24 protein-coding genes and 1 other RNA gene are annotated in these 25,407 nt (G+C 63.1%); 14 read left to right on the top strand and 11 right to left on the bottom strand.

Annotated features, from left to right (window positions below; all coding sequences use genetic code 11):
* Positions 1-85: 85 nt before the first annotated feature.
* The gene (locus tag NY78_RS02685) at positions 86-487 is read right to left on the bottom strand and encodes a surface-adhesin E family protein (RefSeq protein WP_231583712.1); all 402 of its coding nucleotides are present in this window, start codon (positions 485-487) and stop codon (positions 86-88) included.
* A 129-nt stretch (positions 488-616) separates the two neighbouring features.
* Here NY78_RS02685 and rnpB point away from each other — a divergent pair.
* The 4 genes from rnpB (at position 617) to NY78_RS02670 (ending at position 4,791) form a co-directional block, all read left to right on the top strand.
* An RNA gene (rnpB, locus tag NY78_RS22980) (RNase P RNA component class A) lies at positions 617-982 on the top strand.
* Between the two features lie 30 nt (positions 983-1,012).
* A complete protein-coding gene (gene ispD / locus NY78_RS02680; protein WP_043631313.1) occupies positions 1,013-2,215 on the top strand; it encodes a 2-C-methyl-D-erythritol 4-phosphate cytidylyltransferase in 1,203 nt (400 codons plus the stop codon).
* 267 nt (positions 2,216-2,482) lie between these two features.
* Positions 2,483-3,940, top strand: coding sequence for a cysteine--tRNA ligase (gene cysS, locus NY78_RS02675; protein WP_043631311.1), 1,458 nt, complete (start codon positions 2,483-2,485; stop codon positions 3,938-3,940).
* Positions 3,941-4,056: 116 nt separating this feature from the next.
* Positions 4,057-4,791, top strand: coding sequence for an MBL fold metallo-hydrolase (locus NY78_RS02670; RefSeq protein ID WP_043631309.1), 735 nt, complete (start codon positions 4,057-4,059; stop codon positions 4,789-4,791).
* A 230-nt stretch (positions 4,792-5,021) separates the two neighbouring features.
* Here NY78_RS02670 and NY78_RS02665 read toward each other — a convergent pair whose 3' ends face one another.
* From NY78_RS02665 to NY78_RS02635, 7 genes are all read right to left on the bottom strand, one after another.
* Positions 5,022-5,180 (bottom strand): hypothetical protein, encoded by a 159-nt coding sequence (locus NY78_RS02665; RefSeq protein ID WP_043631307.1) that lies wholly within the window; start codon positions 5,178-5,180, stop codon positions 5,022-5,024.
* A gap of 306 nt (positions 5,181-5,486) precedes the next feature.
* Positions 5,487-6,821: a DNA repair protein RadA gene (gene radA / locus NY78_RS02660; RefSeq protein ID WP_043631304.1), complete on the bottom strand. Its 1,335-nt coding sequence runs from the start codon at positions 6,819-6,821 to the stop codon at positions 5,487-5,489.
* A gap of 1 nt (position 6,822) precedes the next feature.
* Positions 6,823-7,872 carry a DUF3426 domain-containing protein gene (locus NY78_RS02655; protein ID WP_043631302.1) on the bottom strand — a complete coding sequence of 350 codons (1,050 nt, stop codon included), beginning with the start codon at positions 7,870-7,872 and terminating at the stop codon, positions 6,823-6,825.
* 61 nt (positions 7,873-7,933) lie between these two features.
* On the bottom strand, positions 7,934-8,452 hold the full coding sequence (hpt, locus tag NY78_RS02650) for a hypoxanthine phosphoribosyltransferase (RefSeq protein ID WP_043631299.1): 519 nt from the start codon (positions 8,450-8,452) through the stop codon (positions 7,934-7,936).
* 38 nt (positions 8,453-8,490) lie between these two features.
* Positions 8,491-8,958, bottom strand: a complete 468-nt coding sequence (locus NY78_RS02645) for an N-acetyltransferase (protein ID WP_043631296.1) — start codon at positions 8,956-8,958, stop codon at positions 8,491-8,493.
* Positions 8,955-9,428, bottom strand: coding sequence for a TlpA family protein disulfide reductase (locus NY78_RS02640; RefSeq protein WP_043631294.1), 474 nt, complete (start codon positions 9,426-9,428; stop codon positions 8,955-8,957). Before NY78_RS02640 ends, NY78_RS02645 begins: the two co-directional genes overlap by 4 nt.
* Positions 9,429-9,514: 86 nt before the next feature.
* Entirely contained in the window at positions 9,515-11,926 is a 2,412-nt protein-coding gene (locus tag NY78_RS02635; RefSeq protein ID WP_043631291.1) for a homocysteine S-methyltransferase family protein, read from the bottom strand.
* A gap of 196 nt (positions 11,927-12,122) precedes the next feature.
* Between NY78_RS02635 and NY78_RS02630 the strand changes: the two genes are divergently transcribed.
* The 6 genes from NY78_RS02630 to glpX all read left to right on the top strand — a co-directional run bounded on the left by NY78_RS02630 (position 12,123) and on the right by glpX (position 19,413).
* Complete coding sequence (locus tag NY78_RS02630; protein ID WP_043631289.1) at positions 12,123-13,151, top strand: sigma-70 family RNA polymerase sigma factor; 1,029 nt, start codon at positions 12,123-12,125, stop codon at positions 13,149-13,151.
* Between the two features lie 77 nt (positions 13,152-13,228).
* Positions 13,229-14,932: a tetratricopeptide repeat protein gene (locus NY78_RS02625; protein WP_043631637.1), complete on the top strand. Its 1,704-nt coding sequence runs from the start codon at positions 13,229-13,231 to the stop codon at positions 14,930-14,932.
* A gap of 1 nt (position 14,933) precedes the next feature.
* Complete coding sequence (locus NY78_RS02620) at positions 14,934-15,758, top strand: lipoprotein insertase outer membrane protein LolB (RefSeq protein ID WP_043631286.1); 825 nt, start codon at positions 14,934-14,936, stop codon at positions 15,756-15,758.
* 40 nt (positions 15,759-15,798) lie between these two features.
* Positions 15,799-16,254, top strand: coding sequence for a ribose 5-phosphate isomerase B (gene rpiB, locus NY78_RS02615; RefSeq protein WP_043631634.1), 456 nt, complete (start codon positions 15,799-15,801; stop codon positions 16,252-16,254).
* A gap of 33 nt (positions 16,255-16,287) precedes the next feature.
* Positions 16,288-18,279 carry a transketolase gene (tkt, locus tag NY78_RS02610; protein ID WP_043631283.1) on the top strand — a complete coding sequence of 664 codons (1,992 nt, stop codon included), beginning with the start codon at positions 16,288-16,290 and terminating at the stop codon, positions 18,277-18,279.
* 150 nt (positions 18,280-18,429) lie between these two features.
* Positions 18,430-19,413, top strand: a complete 984-nt coding sequence (gene glpX / locus NY78_RS02605; RefSeq protein ID WP_043631280.1) for a class II fructose-bisphosphatase — start codon at positions 18,430-18,432, stop codon at positions 19,411-19,413.
* 145 nt (positions 19,414-19,558) lie between these two features.
* Here glpX and NY78_RS02600 read toward each other — a convergent pair whose 3' ends face one another.
* A complete protein-coding gene (locus NY78_RS02600) occupies positions 19,559-19,906 on the bottom strand; it encodes a hypothetical protein (RefSeq protein WP_043631278.1) in 348 nt (115 codons plus the stop codon).
* A gap of 138 nt (positions 19,907-20,044) precedes the next feature.
* On the opposite strand from NY78_RS02600, the gene hisH reads away from it, so the two are divergent.
* Together hisH and hisF are read left to right on the top strand one after the other, a co-directional pair.
* Positions 20,045-20,674 carry an imidazole glycerol phosphate synthase subunit HisH gene (hisH, locus tag NY78_RS02595; protein ID WP_043631275.1) on the top strand — a complete coding sequence of 210 codons (630 nt, stop codon included), beginning with the start codon at positions 20,045-20,047 and terminating at the stop codon, positions 20,672-20,674.
* A 4-nt stretch (positions 20,675-20,678) separates the two neighbouring features.
* Positions 20,679-21,458, top strand: a complete 780-nt coding sequence (gene hisF, locus NY78_RS02590) for an imidazole glycerol phosphate synthase subunit HisF (protein WP_043631272.1) — start codon at positions 20,679-20,681, stop codon at positions 21,456-21,458.
* A gap of 332 nt (positions 21,459-21,790) precedes the next feature.
* Here hisF and NY78_RS02585 read toward each other — a convergent pair whose 3' ends face one another.
* A complete protein-coding gene (locus NY78_RS02585) occupies positions 21,791-22,315 on the bottom strand; it encodes a hypothetical protein (RefSeq protein ID WP_043631269.1) in 525 nt (174 codons plus the stop codon).
* A gap of 482 nt (positions 22,316-22,797) precedes the next feature.
* Between NY78_RS02585 and NY78_RS02580 the strand changes: the two genes are divergently transcribed.
* Positions 22,798-23,460 (top strand): NAD(P)/FAD-dependent oxidoreductase, encoded by a 663-nt coding sequence (locus NY78_RS02580; RefSeq protein WP_043631266.1) that lies wholly within the window; start codon positions 22,798-22,800, stop codon positions 23,458-23,460.
* Positions 23,461-23,653: 193 nt separating this feature from the next.
* Positions 23,654-24,382: a hypothetical protein gene (locus NY78_RS02575; RefSeq protein ID WP_231583710.1), complete on the top strand. Its 729-nt coding sequence runs from the start codon at positions 23,654-23,656 to the stop codon at positions 24,380-24,382.
* Between the two features lie 200 nt (positions 24,383-24,582).
* Here NY78_RS02575 and NY78_RS02570 read toward each other — a convergent pair whose 3' ends face one another.
* Complete coding sequence (locus tag NY78_RS02570; RefSeq protein WP_043631262.1) at positions 24,583-25,404, bottom strand: nitroreductase family protein; 822 nt, start codon at positions 25,402-25,404, stop codon at positions 24,583-24,585.
* Positions 25,405-25,407: the final 3 nt, after the last annotated feature.

Below are 25,407 nucleotides of genomic sequence, written 5' to 3'. Positions count from 1 at the left end.
TTGGTCAACCGGAGGATGGAGCCGACCCTTTCTACGCCCAGGAGCAGACGGGAAGCGGGAAACTCCCCCGCCCCACCGTGCGGCGTCAGTCCAATTCGCGGCAAAGGGCTTCACCAAGGCCGCCGGGACGCATAGCCCGCCATCCTGGCGACGGGGCCACCGTGCGGTCAAGGGTCTTGCCGCCGACGCCGATCCAGGCCGCCTGCTGCCGGGAAATACGGTGCTGGGCGCAATCCACGGCCACCCGCTCCACCACATAGGCCACGCCTTCGGTAAAGCCCTGCTCGGCCGCGATTTCAAGCCCTTCGGCCTCGTCAAAGACCCGTTTGATCCGCACCTTGACCAAATCGCCGGCAGTACGCACCGAATGGCGGTCATAGTAGAGGGCCACGGATTGGTCGTCATGGGCAGCCAGAAACCGCCAATCCGTGGCCAGGGCCGGACTGGCCGATCCCAGAAGCAGGAGCAAGGCAAGAAAAGCGCGCATCAGGAGCCTCCAGGGTGTGCGACAGGGGAAGGCATGTCCCTCCTACCACCGGCCCGGCCGGTCCTCAAGATGCCAATTATCGGGCAAGCCCTTTGACGGACCGCCAAAAGGGCCTTATGAAGTCGTCGGGGAGTCGGACAGGCTATCGTCGCGGGCCGTATGGCCCGGGGAGGAAAGTCCGGGCTTCACAGGGCAGGACGCTGGATAACGTCCAGCGAGAGCGATCTCGGGAGAGCGCAACAGAAAACAAACCGCCCGCGCCACAAGCGCAGGTAAGGGTGAAACGGTGGGGTAAGAGCCCACCAGTTGCCGTGGTGACACGGCAAGCTCGGCATGCCCCGTTCGAAGCAAGACCAAATAGGAGGGCGTTAAGGCTGGCCCGGCCGTGCCCTCGGGTAGGTTGCTTGAGGCCGCAGGCAACTGCGGTCCTAGAGGAATGATGGCCGCCCCGGAACTTCCGGGGAACAAAACCCGGCTTATCGGCCGACTCCCCATTTTTTTTCCACGTAAACCAAAGGATGCCCTGTGTCCCTGTGGACCGTGCTGCTCGCCGCCGGCTCCGGCACCCGTCTGGCCGAGGCCTCGGGCGGCGTCAAAAAGCAGTTTTTAGCCTGGGCCGGTCGCCCCCTGTACTGGCACTCCCTGGCCGTTTTCGCCAAATCCCCCACGGTCGCCGGCCTGGTCGTCGTCTTTCCGCCGGACGAACTGGCGCAGGCTGCCGCAGAACTGGCCGGACTGCTGGAACGCACCCACCCGGGCATCCCGGTCCTGACCGCCGTCGGCGGAGCCAGACGCCAGGATTCGGTGCGAAACGGTCTGGCCGCCCTGCCCCGTGAGGCCGACCAGGTCCTCATTCACGACGCGGCCCGGCCCTTTGTCGATGCCGCCCTGATCGGCCGTGTGGCCGAGGCCCTGGCCGCCGGACGCCAAGCCGTCATTCCGACCTTGCCCGTCACCGACACCATCAAGGAAGTGGCCGACACGACCGTTGTGGCCACCCTGCCGCGCCACGCCCTGGCCGCCGTGCAGACGCCGCAAGGATTTGACAAAGCCCTGCTCCTGGCCGCCTTTGCCCAGGCTGGCGAGGACTTCACCGTCACCGATGACGCCAGTCTGGTCGAACACCTGAGCCAGCCCGTTTTCACCGTTCCCGGAGCACCGCACAACATGAAGATCACCAACCCTGAAGACCTGCTCCGGCTGGAAGCCGCCTCGACCCGCCCCCTGCCCGTCACCGGCTACGGCTACGACGTACACCGCTACGCCGACCCGGCCCGGCCGGGCAAACAGCCGGCACGGTCCATGAAACTCGGGGGCTATCCCATCCTCGGCGCGCCCGAAGTCCTGGCCCATTCCGATGGCGACGTGTTGCTCCATGCCCTGGTCGACGCGGTGCTGGGCTGCGTTTGCGGCGGCGACATTGGGCGGCTGTTTCCAGACAGCAACCCCGATTTCGACAACATGGCCTCGGGCGTATTTTTAAGCGAAGCCCTGATCCTGGCCAAAAGCCGGGGACTGACCATCACCCACGTCGATTTGACCATCATTGCCCAGATTCCCAAAATAAGCCCCCACGCCGAAGCCATCCGGGTCAACGTGGCGGCGCTGCTTGGCCTGGACAAATCCCACGTCAACCTCAAGGCCACCACCGAAGAGGGCCTGGGCTTTACCGGCGAGAAAAAAGGCATCAAGGCCGTGGCCCTGGTCACCGGCTGGCGGCTGGAATAATAATCAGGGGCGCTGCCCCTGCACCCCGCCGGGGGATAATCCCCCCGGACCCCTTGGCCGGGAAAGTGGTTGTTTTCCCACAATTGACTGCCTTGTTCGGGCAGTCTGCGGGGGGGGGATACACACCCGTTGGACGTTGTCGGTGGAAGGCGGAAACATGGGGCGGCTCCCGGTTGCTGCGGGCCGCTTGGCCCGGGGTTTTCTCCCCCTGGTTGACTTTACTACTCCCCTTTGCAAAGGGTGATGACTTTTTGACGGGAGGCGAGGATGCAGCTTTATAACACCATGACCCGGGCCAAGGAGCCGTTCGTTCCCCGCGTGCCGGGCAAGGTGGCCCTGTACGTCTGCGGGATCACCGCCTACGACCTGTGCCATATCGGCCACGCCCGGTCCTCGGTGGTCTTTGATGTGCTCGTGCGCTATCTGCGCCACATCGGCAACGAGGTAAAATTCGTTCGCAATTTTACCGATGTGGACGACAAGATCATCAAGAAGGCCAATAGCGAAGGCACGACCTCGACGGAGATCGCTACGCGCTACATCGCGGCTTTTTACGAAGACATGGACAGACTCGGCATACTGCGTCCGGACGCCGAACCCAAGGCCACGGAATATATCGACGAAATGGCTGCCTTGGCCCAGCGCCTCATCGACGGCGGCCACGCCTACCGCACCCCGTCGGGCGACGTCTATTTCCGGGTGCGCTCCTTTGAGGGCTATGGCAAGCTCTCAGGCCGCGACGTGGAAGACATGCGTTCGGGAGCCCGGGTGGCCCCTGGCGAGGAAAAGGAAGATCCGCTGGATTTCGCCCTGTGGAAAGCCTCCAAGCCCGGCGAGCCGGTCTGGGAAAGCCCCTTTGGCCCGGGTCGTCCCGGCTGGCATCTCGAATGTTCGGCCATGAGCGAAAAGCTCCTGGGCATGCCCATCGACATTCACGGCGGCGGCCAGGATCTGATTTTTCCCCACCACGAAAACGAGATCGCCCAGAGCGAGGCGGCCATTGGCGGGGAATTCTGCCGCTATTGGGTGCACAACGGATTCGTGCGCATCAACACCGAAAAGATGTCCAAGTCGCTTGGCAACTTTGTCACCATCCGCGACATCTACGCCTGCTATCTCCCGGAAGTGCTCCGCTTTTTCCTTTTGTCGTCGCAGTACCGAAGCCCGCTTGATTATTCCGACCAGGGCCTGGACGAGGCGGAAAAGGGCATCAAGCGCGTCTACACGGCCAAAGCCCAGATGGAGCAGGCCCTCACCCGGGCCAAATGGAGCGAGACGAAACTCCCGGCCGACGTGCTTGAGGAGTTGACCCGGCACGAGGACGGCTTCACAGCGGCTATGGACGACGACCTTAACACCGCCCAGGCTATGGGCCATGTGTTTGGGGTGGTCCGGCTGGCCGGCCGGCTCATGGAGGACAAGACGCTTGGCAAAAGCCGGGAAACGGCGGCAATTTTACGCCGCATCCTGGATGCTCTGGCGGTCTGGTCAACGATCCTCGGGGTGCTTGGCAGCGACAGCCAAAGCTTTCTGGCCGATCTCAAAACCTGCCGTCTGGCGCGCCTGGGCATCGACGCCACCCGGATCGACGGGCTGGTAGTCGAACGCCAGGAAGCCCGCAAGGCCAAGGATTTCGCCCGTTCCGACGTCATCCGCGACGAACTGGCCGGCCTTGGCGTGACGGTCATGGACACCCCGACCGGCCCCCAGTGGGATATTGCCTAGTGTCGCATCCTCGGCCCCCCCGGCGGCATGAAGCCAAGCCGATGGTCTACGAGACGACAAATATTCTAAAAAAATACGCTCGTATTTTTTTAGGGATGCCGCGCTAGCCTACCGCCATGCCGGCCCGCATCGTCTACATCCACCACGACTGCTTTATCCTGGAAGCGGGCGGCGCAAGCCTGCTCTTTGACTACCCCGCACCCAGTTATCTGCCCGAAGCGGCGGCCCGGGCCGCCGCTTCGCACCTAGCCGGCTCCGATCTGACCGTCTTTGTCTCCCACAGCCACGACGACCATTTTGGTCCGAATATCGTGGCGGCCACGGCCGGGGCGGCCTCGCGCCGGTTTGTCGTGTCCGACGACGTGGCCGATCTGTATGGCGACGTCCTGCCGGCGGATACCTTGGTTATGGAACCGGACATGGTTCGGGAGGTCGGGGATATTGTCGTGGAAGCCCTTGAGAGCAACGACCTGGGGCTGGCCTACCGCATCGACGTGACAGGGCTGGCCGTCTATTTCGGCGGGGATCTGGCCTTGTGGGACTGGCCGGGCAACTCGCCGGCCGCCAATCGGGCGGTGGGGATGTCCTGGCGACGCACCCTGACCCGTCTGGCTGCGCGGCCGCTTGATGTAGCTTTCACCAACATGGACCCGAGGCTGGCGGGAAGCCTGTCCGGCGCGCCGGAACTGGTCGAGCGCCTCAGTCCGCGGGTCTTCGTGCCTATGCACCTGGGTGGGCATGTCGCGTATATCGATCAATACGCCGACCGGCTCAGCCGGCCCGGGACGACCCTTTTCCGCTATGCCCGGCCGGGCGATGTGCTCGAGATCGAAGCCGCAGCGCCGGCCTGACCATCGGGGGCCGCCCAGGCCGGGCCGGACGCAAGCCGGCTCCCCCTCGCCGCCGCTTTTGCCCCGAACCAAGGCGGCGATATGGCCTGGGCAGCGGCATCCGCCGCTGGGACAGAGCCAACCGGGATCGGGCCAGCCGCAAGACAACGAGCCTGCCCGCTTTACCCGCCTGGAAAGCCTCCCCGCTCCCTGTTCCATGCCGCCGCCACCTGGCGGACGTCAGGCAGGCATCAGCGGCCTTTGGGATTTTTTTGGGCGCATTGGCAGGCCCCGAACGATTTCTCCGCCGCGATCCGCTCCAGAATGGTGGAGCGACCGGCGTTTCGGGTCAGATCGGTCTCGATGTCGGCCACGGTGTAGCCAAAGCAGAAACACACCTGTTCGCTCATCGCCACTCCAGTTGCTTTCCGCGACGTTTCATCCGCCCGGATGCGGCCCGTGACGCTCCGCTGTGCTGTCCGGTCCACAGCCGACCGGATGACCGGCCATCGCCAAAAACCCCATGACAAATTTCTCCCTTTGCAGGGGTCCGCGGGATCATCCCGGCCACCGGAGCAACGGTGGTTCCCGTCAAGCTCAAAAAGCAACTTTCGCGTCTCGACTTGGCAACGCACCCGGTCAAATCAAACTTCCCCCAGGTGGGATTCCAAAGGGCTCAGCCCTTTGGCCGCCGGAGGCACTCTTCCCTCACGCTCTCAGGAAAAAAGCAGCCGGGCCAGATCGCCGAGATTGTCGGCCTTGGGCCGGCCTTTGCCGCTGTCGGGGCAAATGATGGGACCGTAGCCCAGGCGTTCGGCCTGTTTGAGACGCGTTTCCTGGGCGGCAGCCGGCCGGATGCGCCCGGACAGGTCCACTTCGCCCCAAAAGACCGCCCCGGCCGGCAGGGGCCGGTCATAAAACGAGGACAGGACCGCTGCCGCAATGCCGAGGTCCAGGCCAGGATCGGCGATTTTGAGACCGCCGCCGAGCTTGGCGTAGATGTCGGTCTGGCCGAGGTTCAGGCGCAGGCGCTTTTCGAGCACGGCCAGGAGCAGATGGAGCCGGCCGACGTCGAGGCCAAGAGCGGCCCGGCGCGGCATGGAAAGAAAGGACTTGGCCGCCAGCGCCTGGACCTCCACGGCAAAGGGCCGGCGACCTTCCATGGCCATGACCACGGCCGAGCCGGACACGGCCGGGTCGCGGTCGCCCAAAAAAAAGGTCGAGGGATCGGGCACTTCGCACAACCCAGCCTCGCGCATCTCCATGACCAGCAGCTCGTCGGTCGGACCGTAGCGGTTTTTGAGCACCCGCAGGATGCGAAAAAGATGGCGGCGTTCGCCTTCGAGGTAAAGCACCGTGTCGACCATGTGCTCGAGCAGCTTGGGACCGGCAATCTGGCCGTCCTTGGTGACGTGGCCGACCAGGACCAGACAGGCGTCGCCGCGCTTGGCTGCTTCCACGCAGGCTGCGGCCACGGCTCGGACCTGGGACACGGACCCGGCTGCGCCTTCGACGCCGGCAGCGTGCATGGTCTGGACGGAATCGAGGATGACGAGGTCTGGGGCGGGCGTCCCGCCGAGGATCTCCACGGTGGCCCCGGCGTCGGTGGTGGAAGCGGCCAGCAGCCCGTCGTGGAGCACGCCCAGCCGTTCGCCCCGGGACTTGAGCTGGGGCAGGGATTCCTCGCCGGAGACATAGACCACCCGCCGCCCGGCGGCTGCAGCCAGACCGGCCAGTTGCAGCAGCAAGGTGGATTTGCCGATGCCCGGTTCGCCGCCCAGGAGCACGGCCCCGCCCGGGGTCAGACCGCCGCCGAGCACCCGGTCCAGGCCTTCGATGCCGGTGGGAAAGGGTTTGAAATCGCCGCCCGGGTGATCCCCCAGGACAATGGGCAGCCCGGACGGCAAGCCGTCCGGGCCGGAGGTGTGGGCAGGCCTGATCTTTTCCACCAGGGTGTTCCAGGCTCCGCACCGGGGGCATTGGCCGCGCCAGGTGGGCGCCGTGCCGCCGCAATCACTGCAGACGAAAACCCGCTTCGGTTTGACCGCCATGCTACTGCCGGGGCGGGTCCTTGGCGTCAACGACCTTGACTCCGAACTCCTTGACGGTCTCAGGAGGATCGAAAAAGACCATCATGAAGGGCACTTCGCCGGCTGGTGCGATATTGGTGTTGTTGGTGAGCACGCCGACCTGGGAAGCCAGGGCGTTTTTCAGCTCGTCGCGAGTCATGACCTGCAGTTGAAAAAGCGAAACCGTGTTGCCGGCCAGTTCTTCCTTGGCAATGATCGTCCCGCCCTTCTCGTCAAACAGGCTGGCCTCAAGCTTGATCATTTCCTTGGGCGACTTGAAATTGTTGACGGCCTTGCCTTCGATGACAAAGAGTTGGCCGGCCTTTTCGTTGGACACGTAATATTGCCGCACGTTTTGCAGCATGATGTCCTTGACCTTGGCCGTCTCCTCAGGCTTCTGGGCGGCCGGTGCGCCAGGGGCGGTCGGGGCGGCCGGCTTGTCGACGGCCGGCTTGGCCGCATCAGCCGCCGGGGCAGCTGTCTCGGCAGCCGGCGGCTCGGCAGCGTTCTTGGCGGCTTTTTTGCCGGGCCACAGATCCAGGAAATACACGGCAGCCAGAGTCGCAGCCACCAGGACAACCAGCACGCTGCCAAGGATCAGCACGCGTTTGCGTCGTTCTTTTGACGGTCGGCTGCCCGGCAAGGGCAGATCAGCCACATCGTCAAGGCTGAATCCCGGTTTGACCGGACCGCCCGGGAAATCGTCCTCCAGGTCCGGCTCAGGTTCACGCCCCTTTTTGGGGGCTGGCCCGCCGTCATAGGATTCGGAATGAAACAGCCCGGCCGGGATGTCGTCATCGGGCATGGCCGGGCCGGGACGGTCGGCTGCGCCGGCCCCGCCAGCCCTGGGGGGCGTGGGGGCCAGATCGTCGGGAAAATCAAAATCCGTCAGACCGCCGGCATCGGGCAGATCCGGCGGATCGACGTGAAAGACATTGCGGCATTTGCCGCAACGCAGTTTGGCTCCGGACGAGCCGATCTTGTCGTCAGGAAGCGCAAACTTGGCCTGGCATTTCGGGCATTGTACAATCATGGTGTTTTTTCCCACGCCGGTTGCGGTTTTTGGCCAACCTATGCAATTACAAGGCCATTTGCTACCGGATCAATTCGTACACGCCGCGAAGCCGCCGCAACCGCTCCCCGATGTCCATGCCGTAGCCCACCAGGAACACGGGCGGGGCGGAAAATCCGACAAAATCCACCGTCACCGCCGCCTCGCGCCGGTACGGTTTGTCCAGAAGCGTACAGACCTTGACACTGGCCGGATTTCGCTTCTCAAGCATATTGGAGAGATAGGCCAAGGAGCGGCCAGTGTCCACAATGTCCTCAACCAAGAGCACGTGGCGGCCGCTGATGTCCGACTCCAGATCCATGAGAAAACGCAGCTCGCCGGGAGCCACGCCGGCGCCGTAGCTGGCCACCCGCACGAAATCCAGGTCCGGGCAGAAATCGAGCGCCCGCAGCAGATCGGCCATAAACGGCAGCGCACCCTTGAGCACGCCCACCATGACCACATCCAGGCCGGCATAGTGCGCCGACACCTCCCGTCCCAGTTCGGCCACGCGGGCGGCAATCGCCGCCTCGCTAATCACTTCCCGCAACGTCTCCGACATTCTTCCCCGCGCTGTTTGTTCTGAAGTCGTCAAACGCCCTACATTTCCATGAGCAGTGCGTTCTCGTCGCACTCTGGAAACTTGGGGCAATGGATACAGTCGGCCCAGACCTTCTGGGGCAGCTGCTCCTTCTCCACCGGCACAAAACCGAGACGCTCAAAAAAGTGCGGCCGGTAGGTCAGGGTGAAAACCCGGAAAATGCCAAGAGTCACAGCGTCGGACAGGCAGGCTTCCACGAGCTTGCCGCCCCACCCCTGCTTCTGGATGTTCTCGTCCACCGCCAGGGAACGGATTTCAGCGATGTCGTCCCAGCAGATGGACAGGGCGCAACAGCCGCGAATACCGGGCACGTCGTGCTCGGCCAGGACAAAAAAATCCCGCAGATGGCTGTAGAGCTGGTTAAAGGAACGCGGCAACAGGAATTCCTTGCGGGCGCAGCTCATGAGCAGTGCGTGGATCGGTTTGACGTCCTGAATCCTCGCCTTGCGAATGAAATACTCGCTCATTTCCCGCCGCCGGCCAGCAGTTTGTCGAGTACTTGACGCAACATCTCGCCAGGCATGAACCCGGCATGATTGAGGGCTTGCTGCCCGGTCGGGTCATAGATGATGGTTTTGGGGATCATTGTGACGCCAAAGGTGTTGATGATGTCGGGATCGGCCAGATGCACCGGAAAATTAAATGGGGTCTGTTTGACAAAGCGGAAATACTGTCCCTGGTCCTGATCCAGGGAGATGCCGATAAAGACGACCTGGTCGGCGGGATAATGCTTCCTGGCTTCAATGAAGTCCGGAATCTCCATCAGACAAGGTTTGCACCAGGAAGCAAAAAAATCAATAACCACCACCTTGCCTTGGGCAGCGACCACGGCGTCAAGAACGCCCTGGCCGTTTATTGTGCCGGCGTCCTGGGCACAGGCCAGGGTCGCAGGCGCAAGCAGGAGCAGCAAAGTGAGGATGAGGGGGCGAATACGCAACGGCGTCCTCCACGAAAACGATTGAGCGGCATAGCCGCCAGTTATTTTTTACTCCAAAGACGGCGGGGCGCGCCAGCGGTTTTTTCCTAGACGCCGCCGGCCAGCAGTTTGGCCTGACGCACGGCATCCACGGCGTCGGCGGCATAGGCGTCGGCTCCTATGGATTTGGCAAAGGCCTCAGTGACCACTGCCCCGCCCACCATGATCCGGGCGGCAAGGCCCCGCTCCCGCACCAGACGCACCGTGTCTTCCATGCGCACCATGGTGGTGGTCATAAGGGCGGACAGGCCGATGACCGCAGCGCCGTGCTGGCTGGCCGCATCCACGATCCGCTCGGCCGACACGTCCTTGCCGAGGTCTATGACCTCGAAGCCGTGGTTTTTCAGCATCAGGCACACAATATTTTTGCCAATGTCGTGGATATCGCCCTCGACCGTGGCCATGACGATGCGCGCCTTGGCCGCTCCGGCTGTTTCCACCAGCAGCGGTTCGAGCCGGGAAAATCCCGCCCGCATGGCCTCGGCCGCTGCCAAAAGCTGGGGCAGGAAAAATTCCTTGCGCTCGTAGCGCTCCCCAACGCTCATGATGCCCGGAATCAGCTCGTCGCTTAAGAGTTTGGCCGGGTCCCGGCCCTCGGCCAGGGCCGTTTCCACCAGCGCGAGCACCTCTTCCCGGCGGCCGTGCACCACGGCCCGGCGCAGCGGACTTTCCCCGTCGTCAGAGGCTCCGGCCGCGGCCGCCGTCGCCCCTCCGCCGCCCTGGTTCGGTTTCCAGCCGGCATAGCGGCCGATAAACCGCCCGGCCTGGGGATCGCGGCCCAGGAGCACCTCGCCGGCCGTCAGCGTTTCCATGAGCCGGGGCACATTGGGGTTGGCGATGGCCGCCGCCATGCCGGCTCCCAGGCACATGGCGAAAAAGGCGCTGTTGACCAGTTCCCGGGCCGGCAGCCCAAAGGAAATATTGGACAGGCCAAGGACGGTCGGCAGGCCCCATTTCTCGCGGCAGTAGCGGATGGTCTCCAGGCAGGCCACCGCAGCCTCAGGCTTGGAGGACACCGTAAGGGCCAGGGCATCGACCAGGATGAGGCGACGCGGAATGCCCAGGGAATCGGCCTGGGCGAGCAGTTCCTCAATAATGGCCAGACGTTCGGCCGCGGTGACCGGGAGCTTCCGGCCTTTAAGCGGCAGCAGGATAAACGGCGCACCGTGATCGCGGCAGACCGGCCCAAGCCGTTCCATGCGTCCGGGTTCGCCGCTGATGGAATTGACCAGCGGCGTGCCCGGATAAGCCCACAGGCCCGCAGTCAGGGCATCGGCGTTGTTGGAATCCAGGCACAGCGGCAGTTGCTGGCGTTTGACCAACTCCAGGGCCAGCCCAGGCAGCACAGCCACCTCGTCGACCATGGGCGCGCCGACGTTGACGTCAAGGACATGGGCTCCGGCAGTTGTCTGCTCCTCGGCAAAGGCCAGCGCCTTGGCGTATTCCCCGGCCACCAGCTCGGCGGCCAGCTCGGGTTTGCCGGTGGGATTGATGCGCTCGCCAATAAGGGCCAAGGGACTGCCCCCTCCGACCGGCACGGTCAGGGAGCGCGAGGTGATGGCCAGCACCGGGCGGTCGGGCGTGTCCGCGCGTTTCCAGCTGCGCCCGGCCAGACTCCCGGCCAGGGCGGCGATATGGGCCGGGGTGGTGCCGCAGCAACCAGACAGGGCCTTGGCCCCGAGGTCGGCGAACCGGGCGGTTTTTTGGGCGAATTCCTCCGGCCCCATGGGAAAAACGGTGCAGCCGTTTTCCAGGCGCGGCATCCCGGCGTTGGGCTTGACGAAAAAAGGCGTGGTCAGGCGGCGGGAAAAGGCCTCGCCGACCAGACGCATGTCGTCCGGTCCCTGGCCGCAGTTGACGCCGATCAGATCGACGCCGAGATTCTCCATGGCGTCGGCAAAAACCTCGGGGCTCGACCCGGTCAGGCTGGCCGCGCCCTCAAAGGTCATGCACATGGCCACAGGCAGGGAACACACCTGCCGGCAGGCCAGGATGACGGCCTTGGCCTCGGCCAGATCGAAATGGGTTTCGCCGATGATCAGGTCGCAGCCGCCCTCGGCCAGCCCCCGGATCTGTTCGGCGAAAGCGTCCACGAGATCGCGCAGGGAGGCTTTGCCAAGCGGCGCGACAAAATGCCCGGTCGGACCGACTGAGCCGGCCACGAATACGCCCGGACCGGCGGCCTGTCTGGCCGCCCGGGCCATTTCGCGGTTCAGCGCGACGACATCCGTTCCGGCCGGCAACTTATAGCGGCTGCCGCCGAAGGTATTGGAGGTGATGACTCTGGAGCCGGCCTGGACATATTCCCGATGGGTGGCCATGATGGCCTCGGGGTGGGCCAGACCGAAGAGTTCCGGAGACTGTCCGGGAGAAAGCCCCCGCCCCTGGAGCAGGGTGCCCATGGCCCCATCGAAAATGAGCAGCCCATCATCGCCAAGCGCCTTTCTGAAATCGCCCACGCAGCCTCCTTATGCTCATCCGCAGTCTCGCGCCGCATCCGAAACGCGGTCGGTCTACTGAAAAACATTGAAAAGGACAAACCAAAACTTTACAGAGTGTGGTAGTCATGCGAGACAGCGCCTTTGCAGCCTCGGGCAGTCTGCCCGGGCCAACCCAAGCGGTGCGGCCGCACCCTTAAAACCCGGTCACTATCTGATGGAACTCCAAGACGATCAAGACATTTCCCCGGAAGATACGGACCTGGACCCCGTCGAACCCGAAGTCCTCGACAGCGCTGACGCCGACGACGAACTTCCCCTCGACCCGGATTCCATCGACGATTTCCAGTTGCCCACGCCGCGCACCCGGTCCGAAGGCTCGCTCTCCACGCGCGATCCGCTGCACCTCTACCTGCGCGAAATCGGCAAGTTTCCCATGTTAAAGCCCGAGGAGGAACAGGAACTGGCCCGGCGCGTACGCGATGCGGGCGACCAGAAAGCCGCTTTCCGCCTCATCTCCTCCCATCTGCGCCTGGTGGTTAAAATCGCCATGGATTTCCAGCGCCGCTGGATGCAAAATGTTTTGGACCTCATCCAGGAAGGCAATGTCGGCCTCATGCGGGCTGTGACCAAGTTCGATCCCGACAAAGGTATCAAGTTCTCTTACTATGCCGCGTACTGGATCAAGGCCTATATCCTCAAATATATCATGGACAACTGGCGCATGGTCAAAATCGGGACCACCCAGGCCCAGCGCAAACTCTTTTACAACCTCAATAAAGAGCGCCAGCGGCTGCAAAGCCTGGGCTTTGATCCCAGCGCCTCCCAGCTGTCCCTGGCCTTGAACGTGACCGAATCCGACATTGTGGAGATGGACCAGCGCCTAAGCGGCAACGACCTGTCCCTGGATGTGTCTCTGGGCGATGATACCACCACCACCCGGCTGGATTTTCTCCCGGCGTTGACGCCCGGCATCGAGGAAATCCTGGCCGGCGACGAGATTTCCCAACAACTTGAAAAGCATATCCAAAGCATCCGCCCCAAGCTCAACGAAAAAGAAATTGAACTTCTTGATAACCGCATTCTCTCCGATTCCCCGGTGACCCTGCGGGAAATCGGAGCCAAATACGGCATCACCCGGGAACGGGTGCGCCAGATAGAATCCCGGCTCCTGGAAAAGCTCAAGGACCATCTGTCCAAGCGCATCGAGGACTTTTCCTCGGATTGGATCCATAAGGACGAATAGCGGCGCGTCTGTCGGACGATCTGCTCCCGGCTGTCAACCGGAGCCAGGCGTCCGCCCCGCCGCAACGGATGCCGGCCATGTCTGAAGTACACAAGCGTTTTTCCCCGGCGCGATTGCCGCTTTTCCTGGTACTGGCCCTTTTGCCCTGCCTGTTGTCCAATTCCTGCGCCTCAAGCCGGCTGGCTCGCAACGCCTATGCGGCGCGCGGCCTGTCCCAGGCGGCTGAGGTTAGCTACCAGTTCCTGGTCTACCAGGATCTCCTGCGCCAAGACCGCAAGGAAGAGGCTGCCGTAATCCTGGCAGGACTGGCCGCGTCCCACCCGTCCCCGGATCTCGCCGTGGAACTGGCCAACCTCTACTGGGGCCAAAACGACCGCGAGAAAGCCACCGAAACCCTGGAAAATGCCCGAAAAGCCTTTCCCGGCAGCCGCCAGATCGTCTTTTATCTGGCCAACGCCTATCAGATGCGACGCCTCAATGACCAGGCGATCAAGGTGCTGGAGACGTTCCTGGCCAGTCACGCCGCAGACGAGTCCGCCATCCAGGAACTGGCCTCGCTTTGTATCGATTCCGGTCGTCACAAAGAGGCTGCCGAACTGCTGGGGCGCATTCCCGAGGCCAACCGCGATGCCACGGTTTCCTATCTCATGGCCAAGGCTGCCAACGGAGCCGGGCATAACAAGGAAGCCATCCGGTATCTGCGGGCCGCTGTGGCCCAGGATGCCGGACTCATGGTAGCCTGGGCCGAGCTGGCCGGCCTGCTTGAGACCGAAGGCGACCTCAAAGGGGCACAGGAAGCCTACCAGCGGATGCTGACCCTGGGCGAGGAGTCCCCGGAAGTTCGGGCCAAGCTCGTGCGGCTGGCCATCCTGCAAAAGAATCCGACTAAGGCCATTGCCCTGCTCAAGGACGGGCAAACCGGCAAATCCCAGTACCTCGACGCCATGTCCGCCCTGGTCGAGGCCGGCTATCCCAAGCAGGCCAAGCAAGTCCTCGACCTGCTTCAGGCCGCCGAGCCGAGTAGCCCCGACCTGCCCTTTTACAAGGCCGTGCTGGCCTATGAAGGGGACAAGAACCCCAAAGCAGCCATGAATGTTCTGGCCCAGGTTGCGCCGGATAATCCCAACTACGACAAAAGCCTCACTTTTCGTATCCAGATTGCCTCGGATATCGGCGATCTGCCAACAGCCCGGACACTCGTGCGCGAAGCCCGGGAACGCTTCCCGGACCGCCGCGAGTTCGCCGGCATGGAAGCCGCCCTAAAGGACAAGTCCGGCGACAGTGCCGGTGCGGCCAAGACGCTGGAAGAAGCCCTGGTCACCTGGCCCGACGACCTCGATCTGCTCTACCGATACGGCGTGGTCCTGGAGAAGCTCAAGCGACGGGCCGAGGCCAAAGCCGTCATGGAGCGCATCGTGGCCAAAGACGCCGGCCATCCCGATGCCCTCAATTATCTTGGCTATTCCCTGGCTGAGGAAGGTCAGGACCTTGACCGTGCGCTCACCATGATCGACAAGGCTCTGGAAAAAGAGCCGGACAATCCTTTTTTCCTCGACTCCAAGGCCTGGGCGCTCTACCGGCTTAAACGCATGGATGAAGCCCTGGCCACTATTGAAAAAGCCATTGCGCACAAGGTTAAAGACGCCATCATCTGGGAACATTACGGCGATATCGCTGCAGCCGCCGGCCATAAGGCCACAGCCCAGAAAGCCTACCGCAGCGCCTTGGAGCTGGGTTCCGAAACGCCGGGCGCCGTAAAAAAGAAACTGGAGGCCCTGTAACATGTCGTGCCCGGTCCTGCTGCGCCTTCTCCTGCTGGCCGTCCTCGCGGCGTGGGTTTCCGGCTGCGCCGGCATTAAGCCGACCGCGCCGCCGGTTGCCGACGAGGCCAAGACCGTCTATCAGACGTTTCTGGACGCCCAGGCCCACCTTGAGCCGACCCAGGCCTTTTCCCTGTCCGGCTCTCTGAGTTTTGCCCGAGGCGGCAAAAGCGGCCGCTTAAACTACCGCTTCTTCGGCAACTACGCCAACCCCGTGCGTCTGGATCTGACCACGCCTCTGGGCGGGGCCTATGCCCATCTGCGCGAAACCGGCGGTGAATTCACCGCCTTTGTCCCAGGCCGCGACACGGTCTATACCCATGCCGACACCCGGGCCGGAGCCTCGCGCCTGGGCATGCCCCTGCCCTTTACCCTGCGCGAACTGGCCGCCATCCTCTCGGGACGCCTGGGCGAACTGGCCCCGGGCCGCTACGCCGCGTCGAAAAAGGTTGCTGACGGCTATGAGTACGCTTTTTCCAACGATCCGCGTCTGTCCAGCCTCACCCTTGACTTCCAGGGAAAACCGCGACATCTGACCGGCCGTGGCATTGAGCCCTGGCAGGTCGCCTTTGAAGACGACGAAGCCGTGCCCGGTCTGGCCTTGATTGTCGCCAGACGGCTTGTGCTGACGACGCCGGGCGGTGCGACCCTGACCCTTCGCGTCAAAACCATCCAGCCGCGCCCGACCCCCTACCCGGGGGCCGATCTGGAACTGCCTGTCCCGCCCAATGTTGCTGTGCGCCCCCTTGATGCAGCCGGGGACGGGAATCTCTTGCCTGACCTCTAAACCGCCCCCCCGGCGACCGGATTGCACAGCCATGACGACCATGCCCAAAACCATTTTCATCGGTTCCGACCACGCCGGCCTGGAACTCAAGGCCGGCCTTGCCGCCCATGTTGCCGCCGCCGGCCATACTGTTGTCGATCTTGGCCCAAGCGAGGCCAAAAGCGTTGATTATCCCGATTTCGCCAAGGCGGTCTGCGCCAAGGTGCTCGAAACTCCCGGCAGCGCCGGTATTTTAGTGTGCGGCACCGGCATTGGCATGTCCATGGCAGCCAACCGCATTCCCGGCATCCGGGCCGCCCTGTGCGTGAACGAGTATCTGGCCCGTATGACCCGCCTGCACAACGACGCCAATGTCCTGTGCCTGGGCGAACGCGTCATCGGCCAGGGACTGGCTGCCTCCATCGCCGACGTCTTTCTGGATACGGCCTTCGAGGGCGGCCGACATCAACGCCGCGTCGATATGATTGAAACGTGCTGCCCGGCCCTGGATGCCTGAACCATCAACCTGCTCCCTGTGAGGATACCCTCCATGACCACCACCGCCATCGACGCCAAGGCCGTCAACACCATCAAAGGCCTCATCATGGACGCCACCCACAAGGCCAACTCCGGCCATCCGGGAGGAGCCATGTCTTCGGCCGATATGGCGTATGTGCTTTTCAAAGACTATCTGCGCTTTGATCCAGCCGATCCCCAGTGGTTCGCCCGCGACCGCTTCGTCCTGTCCGCCGGCCACGAGTCCATGCTGCTCTACACCCTGCTCCATCTGCGCGGTCTGCTCACCATGGAAGACCTGCAGCATTTCCGTCAGTTCGGCAGCAAGACCCCGGGGCATCCGGAAAATTACGAAACCCCGGGCGTCGAGTGCACGACCGGCCCCTTGGGCCAGGGTTTTTCCATGGCCGTCGGCATGGGCGTGGCCGAAGCCATGCTGCGCGAACGCCTGGGCGACGACATTGCCGGCCACTACACCTATGTCCTGTCCTCGGACGGCGACGTCCAGACCCCGGTGTTCCAGGGTTCCGCCGCCCTGGCCGGTCTCTGGGGCCTGGGCCGGCTCATCGTCCTTTTGGACAAGAACCAGATTCAGCTTTCCGGTCCCGTGGCCATCTGCGACCACACCGACTATACAAAACTCTTCGAGTCCATGGGCTGGCATGTGGTCGAGATCGAAGGCCACGATCACGACGCCATCCACGCCGCCCTGGACGCCGCCCGGGCCGAAACCAACCGGCCGTCCATGATCATCGGCCACACCACCATCGCCAAAGGCGCCTGCACCATGGAAGGCGACTCTGCTTCCCACGGTGCGCCGTTTTCCGAAAACGAGATCAAAGCCACGAAAAAACTGCTGGGCCTGCCTGAAGACAAAGCATTTTATCTGCCCCCCGAAGTCGGCCAGCACTTCCGCGCCCGCTATCCCGAACTGACCGCCGCGCGTCAGGCCTGGAACAAGGCCCTGGAGGCCAAGCTCGCCTCCGATGCCGCCTTCGAGGATCTGTGGCGGCAGGCCAAACGCGCTCCGGGCAACCGCAGCTTTGCCTGGCCGACCTTTGATCCGGCCAAGTCCGTGGCCACCCGCTCCGCCTGGGGCGCGGCCCTGAACGCCATCACCGACCGCTTCCCGCTGCTGGTGGGTGGTTCGGCCGACCTCGATCCGTCCAACCAGACCGAAAAATTCCGTAAGACGACCGGCGTCTTCAGCCCGGAAAAGCCGCTTGGCCGCACCCTGTGCTTTGGCGTCCGCGAGTTCCCCATGGGAGCCATCGTCAACGGCATCGTGCTCCACGGCGGACTCATGGCCTTCGGGGCCACCTTCCTCATCTTCTCGGATTATGAGCGAAACGCCCTGCGCATGGCCGCGCTCCAGCGCATTCCGGCCCTGCATGTCTTCACCCACGACTCCTTCTATGTCGGCGAAGACGGCCCCACCCACGAACCCATTGAGCAGACCAGTTCGCTGCGCCTTATTCCCAACATGCTGGTCATGCGCCCGGCCGACGCCAATGAGACCTGCGCCTGCCTTCAGGTGGCCCTGACCCGGACCAACCGGCCGACCTGCCTGCTCCTCACCCGCCAGAACCTGCCCGTTCTCGACCCTGCCGCCTATCCGGGGCTGGCCGAAGGCGTGACCCGGGGCGGCTATGTACTGGTGGAGGCGCCCGGCGGCAAGCCAGACCTGATCCTGCTGGCCTCCGGCTCGGAAGTCTCCCTGGCTATGGCCGCAGCCAAGTTGTTGCCCGATCTGGCCATCCGCATTGTCAGCATCCCCTGCATGGAGCTTTTTAACGAGCAGCCCGAAGACTACAAGAAGTCCGTGCTGCCGCCGGAAGTCTCCTTCCGCTTCGCCGCCGAAGCCGGCCGGCCGGAACTGTGGTGCCAGTACACCGGGAGCCTGGACCGCGTGCACGGCATCTCCCATTTCGGCGCCTCGGCCCCGGCCGAAAAGCTGGCCGAGGCCTACGGGTTCACCCCACCGGCCCTGGCAGCGGCCATCCGCAAAGCCTGGGACAACAAGTAGCCACGCCGGCGGGGAAGTCTCCGCCGGCTCGCCATTGATGCGGCCCCGCAAGCTTGAGCTTGCGGGGCCGTTTGGAATCACGGCCCGTCCGCTCCCCTATTTTCGACGGGCCGGCCATCCTCTCCCTCTTCTTCACAAGGAGCGATGTCCATGGAAGCGCCGGACAGAAATCTCGGGCTGGATCTTGTACGGGTGACCGAAGCGGCGGCACTCAGTTCCTCGCGCTGGCTTGGCCGGGGTGATAAAAACGCCGGGGACCAGGCCGCCGTGGACGCCATGCGTCTGTCGTTTAACACCTTGCCGCTCGATGGCGTCATCATCATTGGCGAGGGGGAGAAAGACGAAGCCCCCATGCTCTACAACGGCGAACGGGTGGGCAGCGGCCAGGGCCACGCCGTGGATGTGGCCGTCGATCCGGTCGAGGGCACCAACCTGCTCGCCTACGGCCGCCCCAACGCCATCTCCGTGGTTGGCATCGCCCCGCGCGGTTCCATGTTCAATCCCGGCCCCAGCTACTATATGCAAAAACTGGTGGTGCCGCCCCAGGCCAAGGATGTGGCCGATCTCGACGCCCCGGTCAGCGACAACCTCAAAAAAATCGCCAAGGCCCTCGGCAAGGATGTGGACGATCTTGTGGTCTTTGTCCTGGACAAGCCCCGCCACAAGACGTTGATCCAGGAGATCCGGGCCGTGGGCGCACGCATCCAGCTCCATACCGACGGCGACGTGGCCGGTTCGCTTATGGCCGTTGACCCGGAAAACGTCGTGGATGTGATGTTCGGCACCGGCGGCACCCCTGAGGGCGTGCTCACGGCCTGCGCCATCCGCGCCCTGGGAGGCCGGCTGCTGGCCCGGCTCGATCCCCAGTCCGAAGCCGAAACCCAGGCCTTGGTCGAGGCCGGCATCAACTGCAGCCAGATTTTCACCGAAGAAACCCTCGTGCGCAGCGACGACACCTACTTCGCGGCCACCGGCATCTCCGGCGGCACCTTCCTCGACGGCGTCGAATTCACCGGCACCCACGCCATCACCCGCTCGCTCGTCATGCGCGGCAAAACCGGCACCATGCGCCGCATCGAAACGCGCATTCGCCTGGACAAACTTATGGAAATAAGCGCGGTGAAGTACGATTAGTGAGGGGGAGAGAAGGCAGGAAGAGTGCCTCCGGCGGCCAAAGGGAGTGACAGCCCTTTGGAATCCCACTTGGTTAGGATAGGCATGGTAAGGCCGTACCCAGAATCTGACCGGGAAGCAGCAGGCCAGAAGACTTCCGAACAATTCACGGCGGGCCAGTTGGACATACTCCAGACTGGCCCGCCGCATTTTGAGCCACCCACAGCCGTGGGCTGACGTCGTTTCGATATACCGGTGTACAGTCCGGCGGCCTCTGGCGGAACAGGCCCCGAGGTGCATACTCGCCGTCATCAAAGGGATCGTCGCCGTCGGCAATGGCGGCCAGAAGCACATCCTTGCGCAGATACTCGGCAGACCGACGATTGACGAGATTTCTCCACAATTCGCCGCGAGCCAGGTTGTCCACCACCATAATGTCGTCCGGCCCGGCGACTTTATGCCATAAAGCCCGGGCGCTGCCCAGAAAGCCGGCCCCGCCGGTGACGATGATCATGCCCGTCTCTCTTGCCAAAAATGCCTAAAATGTTCACAACCGCCTTCTGCGTAACACAGGCCCCAAACGGCCGCCAAGCCGCTTCCCTGCCCCGGCCGGGACCGCTCCCGGGACAGTCCCCAGGAGAAGGAGAACGTCATGCTTGCCATTTTAGACTATAAAGCCGGAAACCAGACCAGCGTCCAACGCGCCCTGGACCACCTCGGCATCGACTGTCGCATAACCGCTGATCCGGCCGTCATCGCCGACGCCTCGGGCATCATCTTTCCCGGTGTCGGAGCCGCCGGTCAGGCCATGCGCGAACTGACCACCACCGGACTCGATGCGCTTTTAACGGAGCAGGTCGCTGCCGCAAAGCCCCTGCTCGGCATCTGCGTCGGCTGCCAGATCCTGCTCGACTACAGCGCTGAAAACGACACCAAGGCCCTGGGGATCGTGTCCGGGCATTGCGCCATGTTCAACGCCGCCTTAACCGACGAGGACGACATCCCCATCCGCATCCCCCACATGGGCTGGAATCAGGTGCGCCTGGACAAGACCTGCACCCTTTTCGACGGCATCGCCCCGGAAGCCGAATTCTATTTCGTTCACAGCTACTACCCCGTGCCCAGCCCCGAATACGTCATCGGCGTCACCCGCTACGGCCTGGACTTCTGCTCGGTCCACGGCAGGGAAGGCCTCTGGGCCGTGCAGTTTCACCCGGAAAAAAGCGGCCGTCCGGGACTCGCCCTGCTGCGCAATTTCGCCGCCTACTGCCGGGAGGCCTAACGCCATGCTCTCCAAACGCATCATCCCCTGCCTCGACGTCCGCGACGGCAAGCTCACCAAGGGCATCAAGTTCAAAGGCAACGTCGATATCGGCGACCCCGTGGAAACCGCGCGGCTCTATTACGAAGCCGGGGCCGACGAACTGGTCTTTTACGACATCACCGCCTCCAGCGAAGGCCGCGGCATCATGCTCGACGTCGTTGACCGGGTGGCCCGGGAGATCTTTATCCCGTTTTCCGTCGGCGGCGGCATCTCCACCGTCGAGGACATGCGGGCGGTCCTGCTCGCCGGCGCGGAAAAGATTTCGGTCAACTCCGCTGCCGTCAAAAATCCCGACATTATAAGCCAGGGCGCGGCCGCTTTCGGTTCCCAATGCGTAGTCGTCGGTATGGACGTCAAACAGGTTCCCGTCTCGGAACTGATCCCCTCGGGCTACGAAATCGTCATCCACGGCGGCCGCAAAGCCATGGGCCTGGACGCCCTGGAGTGGGCCAAAACCGTCGAGGCGCTGGGCGCCGGCGAAATCTGCTGCAACTCCATCGACGCCGACGGAGCCAAGACCGGCTACGAATTAACGCTGACGCGGCTTATCGCCGAAGCCGTCACCATCCCGGTCATCGCCTCGGGCGGAGCCGGCAACCCCGACCACATGGCCGACGCCGTCACCACCGGCAAGGCCTCGGCGGCGCTGATCGCCTCCATCGTCCACTACGGCGAATACAGCATCAAGCAGTGCAAGGACCACATGGCCGCGCGCGGCATCAAGGTCAGAACCATCTGGTAATACATGGAAAGAAGATCCAGAAGTTGGTTTCTCAACGATTCTGGTTGATCTTTCTCCAACGAAATGCGGCCCGGAGGCCTTGCGCAAGGCTTTGATTGCGCAAGGCCTCCGGGCCGCTGGCGAGTTGGGGGTCGGAATTTGGGCGCTGGAGAAGCCGGGCTTTGACGGGTGCTCCAGCGCCCAAATTCCGCCCCCCCCGTCTTCTCTCTCCGCCGCCGACTACCACACTCCCCCGCTTCCCTCACTCAGACGAGGGGTCCGGGGGGATCATCCCCCCGGCGGGTTCGGGCAGAGCCCGATTTTCATCCTCTCCTAGCCTCTCCTAGCCTCCCCTACGCACCCTTGGGCACGTCGCTCTTCGGGCAGGACGTGCGCAGATAGCAGACAGCGCAGCCGCCGGCGTAGGGATCGTGGGTCATGACGGCGAATTGAACGCTGACGTTGCCGGTTTCGTTCCAGACCAGTCCCAGGCGTTCGATACGGCGTTTGAGGTCGCGGTCCGGGGTGGGCAGCGGCGCGCAGGCGCCGGCTTCAATTTCGGGCACCTGCTGGGCGGCAGCGGCCATGACCATGGTCACGGCGAGGTTATGCAGGGCAAAGCCTTCAGTGGGCGAGCGGGCCCAGGCTTCTTCGACAAGTCCTTCGGCGGCTGGTTCCAGGAAGAAGAGCACCACCCCGCGTTTGGAGCCGGATTCAGCGAAGCGGTATCCTTTCAGGTGCTCCTTGAAGGCTTCCCAATGCTCTTCACACAGGTCGATAACATGTTGTTCGACTTTGGCGGTTCCGGAAACCCGCAGATACAAAAAGAGGTCGAACTCTGGATTGGGGGACAGTTTTTCTGCGTTGAGCTTGCCCAAGACATCCTCCCGAAACGGTTTTGCCCGGTGTAGCCCAGGCCGGGTCCGACCTCAAGGCCAGAAGCGGCCCAAAGGTCCGTTGGGGAGGGGAAAACAGACCTGGGTTACGGCAAGGGGCCGTTACTCCACGCAAGTTGGCAAGGAAACAGCCGCAGTTCCAGAGAACCCTCCAGTTCTGAGGCGACCGACTGCATTGCGCCCGAGACCAGGGACCCCCTGACCGGATCGTATGCCGGCCCGGGTTAAACGAACGAGGGAAGCCACCCTCCCGTTTCAGTTTATGCAAAATCGTCACTGCAAACGGCACAGTATTCTTGGAACTTTTTTCAAGGTGACAACAAGGCCCGGGCTGTGTAGACACTGGACTTTGGCGGTCATGCATTGCCATGCACCGGCCGCCCTTCGACCTCGGATCGGCCCTCTATCGCAGCTTGCGCAGGCCCATATTTTCCCATCACGACTACCCTCACTGAGGAGCCACAATGAGCACCAACGAAGCCCCCACCGGGGCCATCTTGCAGCGTGACCAGCAGACCTACGCCATCGTCCCACGCACCCCTGTCGGGCTGATTTCCCCGGAGGTACTGGAGGCCCTGAATCTCGTCGTCAAGAAATACGCCATCCCCATCGTCAAAATCACCTCGGGCCAACGTCTGGCCCTGGTTGGCATCAAACCCGAGGATGTGGACGCCATCTGGAAGGATCTCGGCACCGACGTGGGGCAGGCCATGGAGCTGTGCGTCCATTTCGTCCAGGCCTGCCCAGGCACCAGCGTGTGCAAGTTCGGAGTCCAGGACTCGCTCGGACTTGGCCTTGAAATGGAAAAACTCTTTGTCGGGCGCGATCTGCCGGGCAAGTTCAAGCTGTCGGTGTCGGGCTGCCCGTTTTGCTGCTCGGAGAGCTTTGTCCGCGATCTTGGCGTGTTGGGCAAAAAATCCGGCTGGACAGTCATCTTCGGCGGCCATCCCGGAGCCCGGCCGCGCATCGGCGACGTTGTGGCCGAGGATCTGACCCGGGAGCAGGTCATTGACCTGTCGGAAAAGCTCATCAGTTACTACGCTGCCAACGCCAAGAAGCGCGAGCGTGCGGCCCGGTTCGTCGAGCGGCTGGGCATCGAGGCCATCAAGCAGGCCGTCTTGGGCTGATCTGACGCCGTATTGCAGCGAAACCGCCCCGGCTGATCGTTTTTCCGGGGCGGTTTGTTGTGTTTTCAAACACGCAGGCCACTGGGCGGCAGTATTGTGGAAAGCCAGGTGGTTGCGGCGCGAGCACTCCGCGGGACGCAGGCAGCCTCCCTCGATTCATAAGAAAGAGTCGAGCATACTGCTGCACGACCCAATGAAAAATCCAGTACCAGAGAACAGAAGAAAAATGATGTCGGCCGAAAGCCCCCTTGCGGGCATCCCTGAATTCCACACAGAAGACGCTCTCCTCTCCTGGATGGAAGAAGAAATCCGTCTGATACATGCATTGCCGATAAGCAATCCTGACGCCGTCGAGATCTTCTCCTTCACCGGAAGTGACCTCTGCCACGCAAATCCGCCATCGGCCGCAAGGATTCTCGCCCAATTCACCCTTGCGCTCTTGTTGGCAGATTGGGCCTGCTATGACGCCCAGGCGGATCGAGAGGACTACAGCCATTTACAACAAGCTGTCACCGTATTCCCAGGAGGATTTCGACTGTGGATGGCGCAACTGGACGGAAACTGCATCCCGATCGGATACAGCGGTTTCCATCCCATCGCCAGAGATACATTTTACAGACTGAAGACCGCGCCGGAAAGCATCACCAATCGAAAGCAGATAACGCCAGAGCCAGCGTCAAATTCCGGACAGGATTATTATTACATCTACAGTGTCGGAATCATAAAGCAGTTTCACAGATCGACTGCCAGCAGACGGCTCGTCAAGGAATTTTCAAACGACCTTGCCTTGGCTCAAAAATGCGCTCTAGCTGCAATTGTCGTTTCTCCAGAGGGGAAACGCATTATTGAAAGGTTCGGCTTGCAGCAATCCGGCTGCATCACCCATGACGGGCACAAGGAAATTGCCTATGTGAGTGAATAGTACCCGGTCAAAATCAGACGAACCCCAGGTGGGATTCCAAAGGGCACTGCCCTTTGGCCGCCGGAGGCCTCTTCTGCCTTCCAACTTGCGCCTTCTACCTTCCGCCTTCTGCCCTCTGCCCTCTGCCTGCGTCCCCCGACCGCCCGCATGCCCCCTTATGGTCTTTCATTCTCCCCGCACCCATCCCACCGTCGCCCAGTCTAATAAAAATGAACCTCCGGCATGTCCCGGGGCGGTATCTGCCCGACCCGCGTGGCCGGACGGCCGAGCAAGAGTGCGGCGTAGCCCCGGTGGCCGGCCGGGATGCCCAGGGCCGCATTCACCTGCGGATGGGCGGCCAGAGCGAACATGAGATAGCCGCACCAGCAGGCTCCAAAGCCTGAAGCCGTGGCCGCAATCTCCAGCCAGGAAGCGGCGATGGTGGCATCCACCTCCGGGCTTATCCCTTCGATGGGCGCATGGGCCACGACGACATGGGGAGCGCCCCGGAAAATAACATCCTTTCCCCGCGCCGCCGCCCGGGCCGCTCCGGCCAGATGCAGCTCGGCCGCACGAGGCGAATCCGCCGCCACTTCCAGGCCGATCCAGTCGAGGACAAGCTGGCGGGCCGCGTCCATGCGCGCCGGACCGTCCACCACCACATAACCGACTTGCCGCATGTTGTGGCCGGTCGGGGCATGGCGCACGGACTCGATCAGGGCCAGGATGCCGTCGCGGGGGACAGGCGCGGGATCGTAGGCGCGACACGAGCGCCTGGCCATGAGCAGATGGCGCAGGGAGGCCGGACTGGGGAACTCCTTGCGCCGGATCGGCTCGAAGGCGTCCTGGGGCAGCAAGGTGTGGACAAAGGATTTGGTCGGGCAGGCAATGACGCAGTGGCCGCAGCGGATGCAGTGGGCTTCGCGGCCGGCCAGAGCCTGGGGCGGCTGCCCCGGGGTCCGCTGGCGCACAAGGCTGGCCGGGCAGGCCGCAACGCACAGGCCGCAGCCGGTGCAGCCGTCGGTGACGGTGAACAGTTCCATGGC

Origin of the sequence: Desulfovibrio sp. TomC (genome assembly GCF_000801335.2) — a bacterium.
Lineage (GTDB): Bacteria > Desulfobacterota > Desulfovibrionia > Desulfovibrionales > Desulfovibrionaceae > Solidesulfovibrio.
The sequence above is the reverse complement of the archived record's forward strand: the minus strand, read 5'-3'. Positions and strand labels throughout refer to the sequence as shown.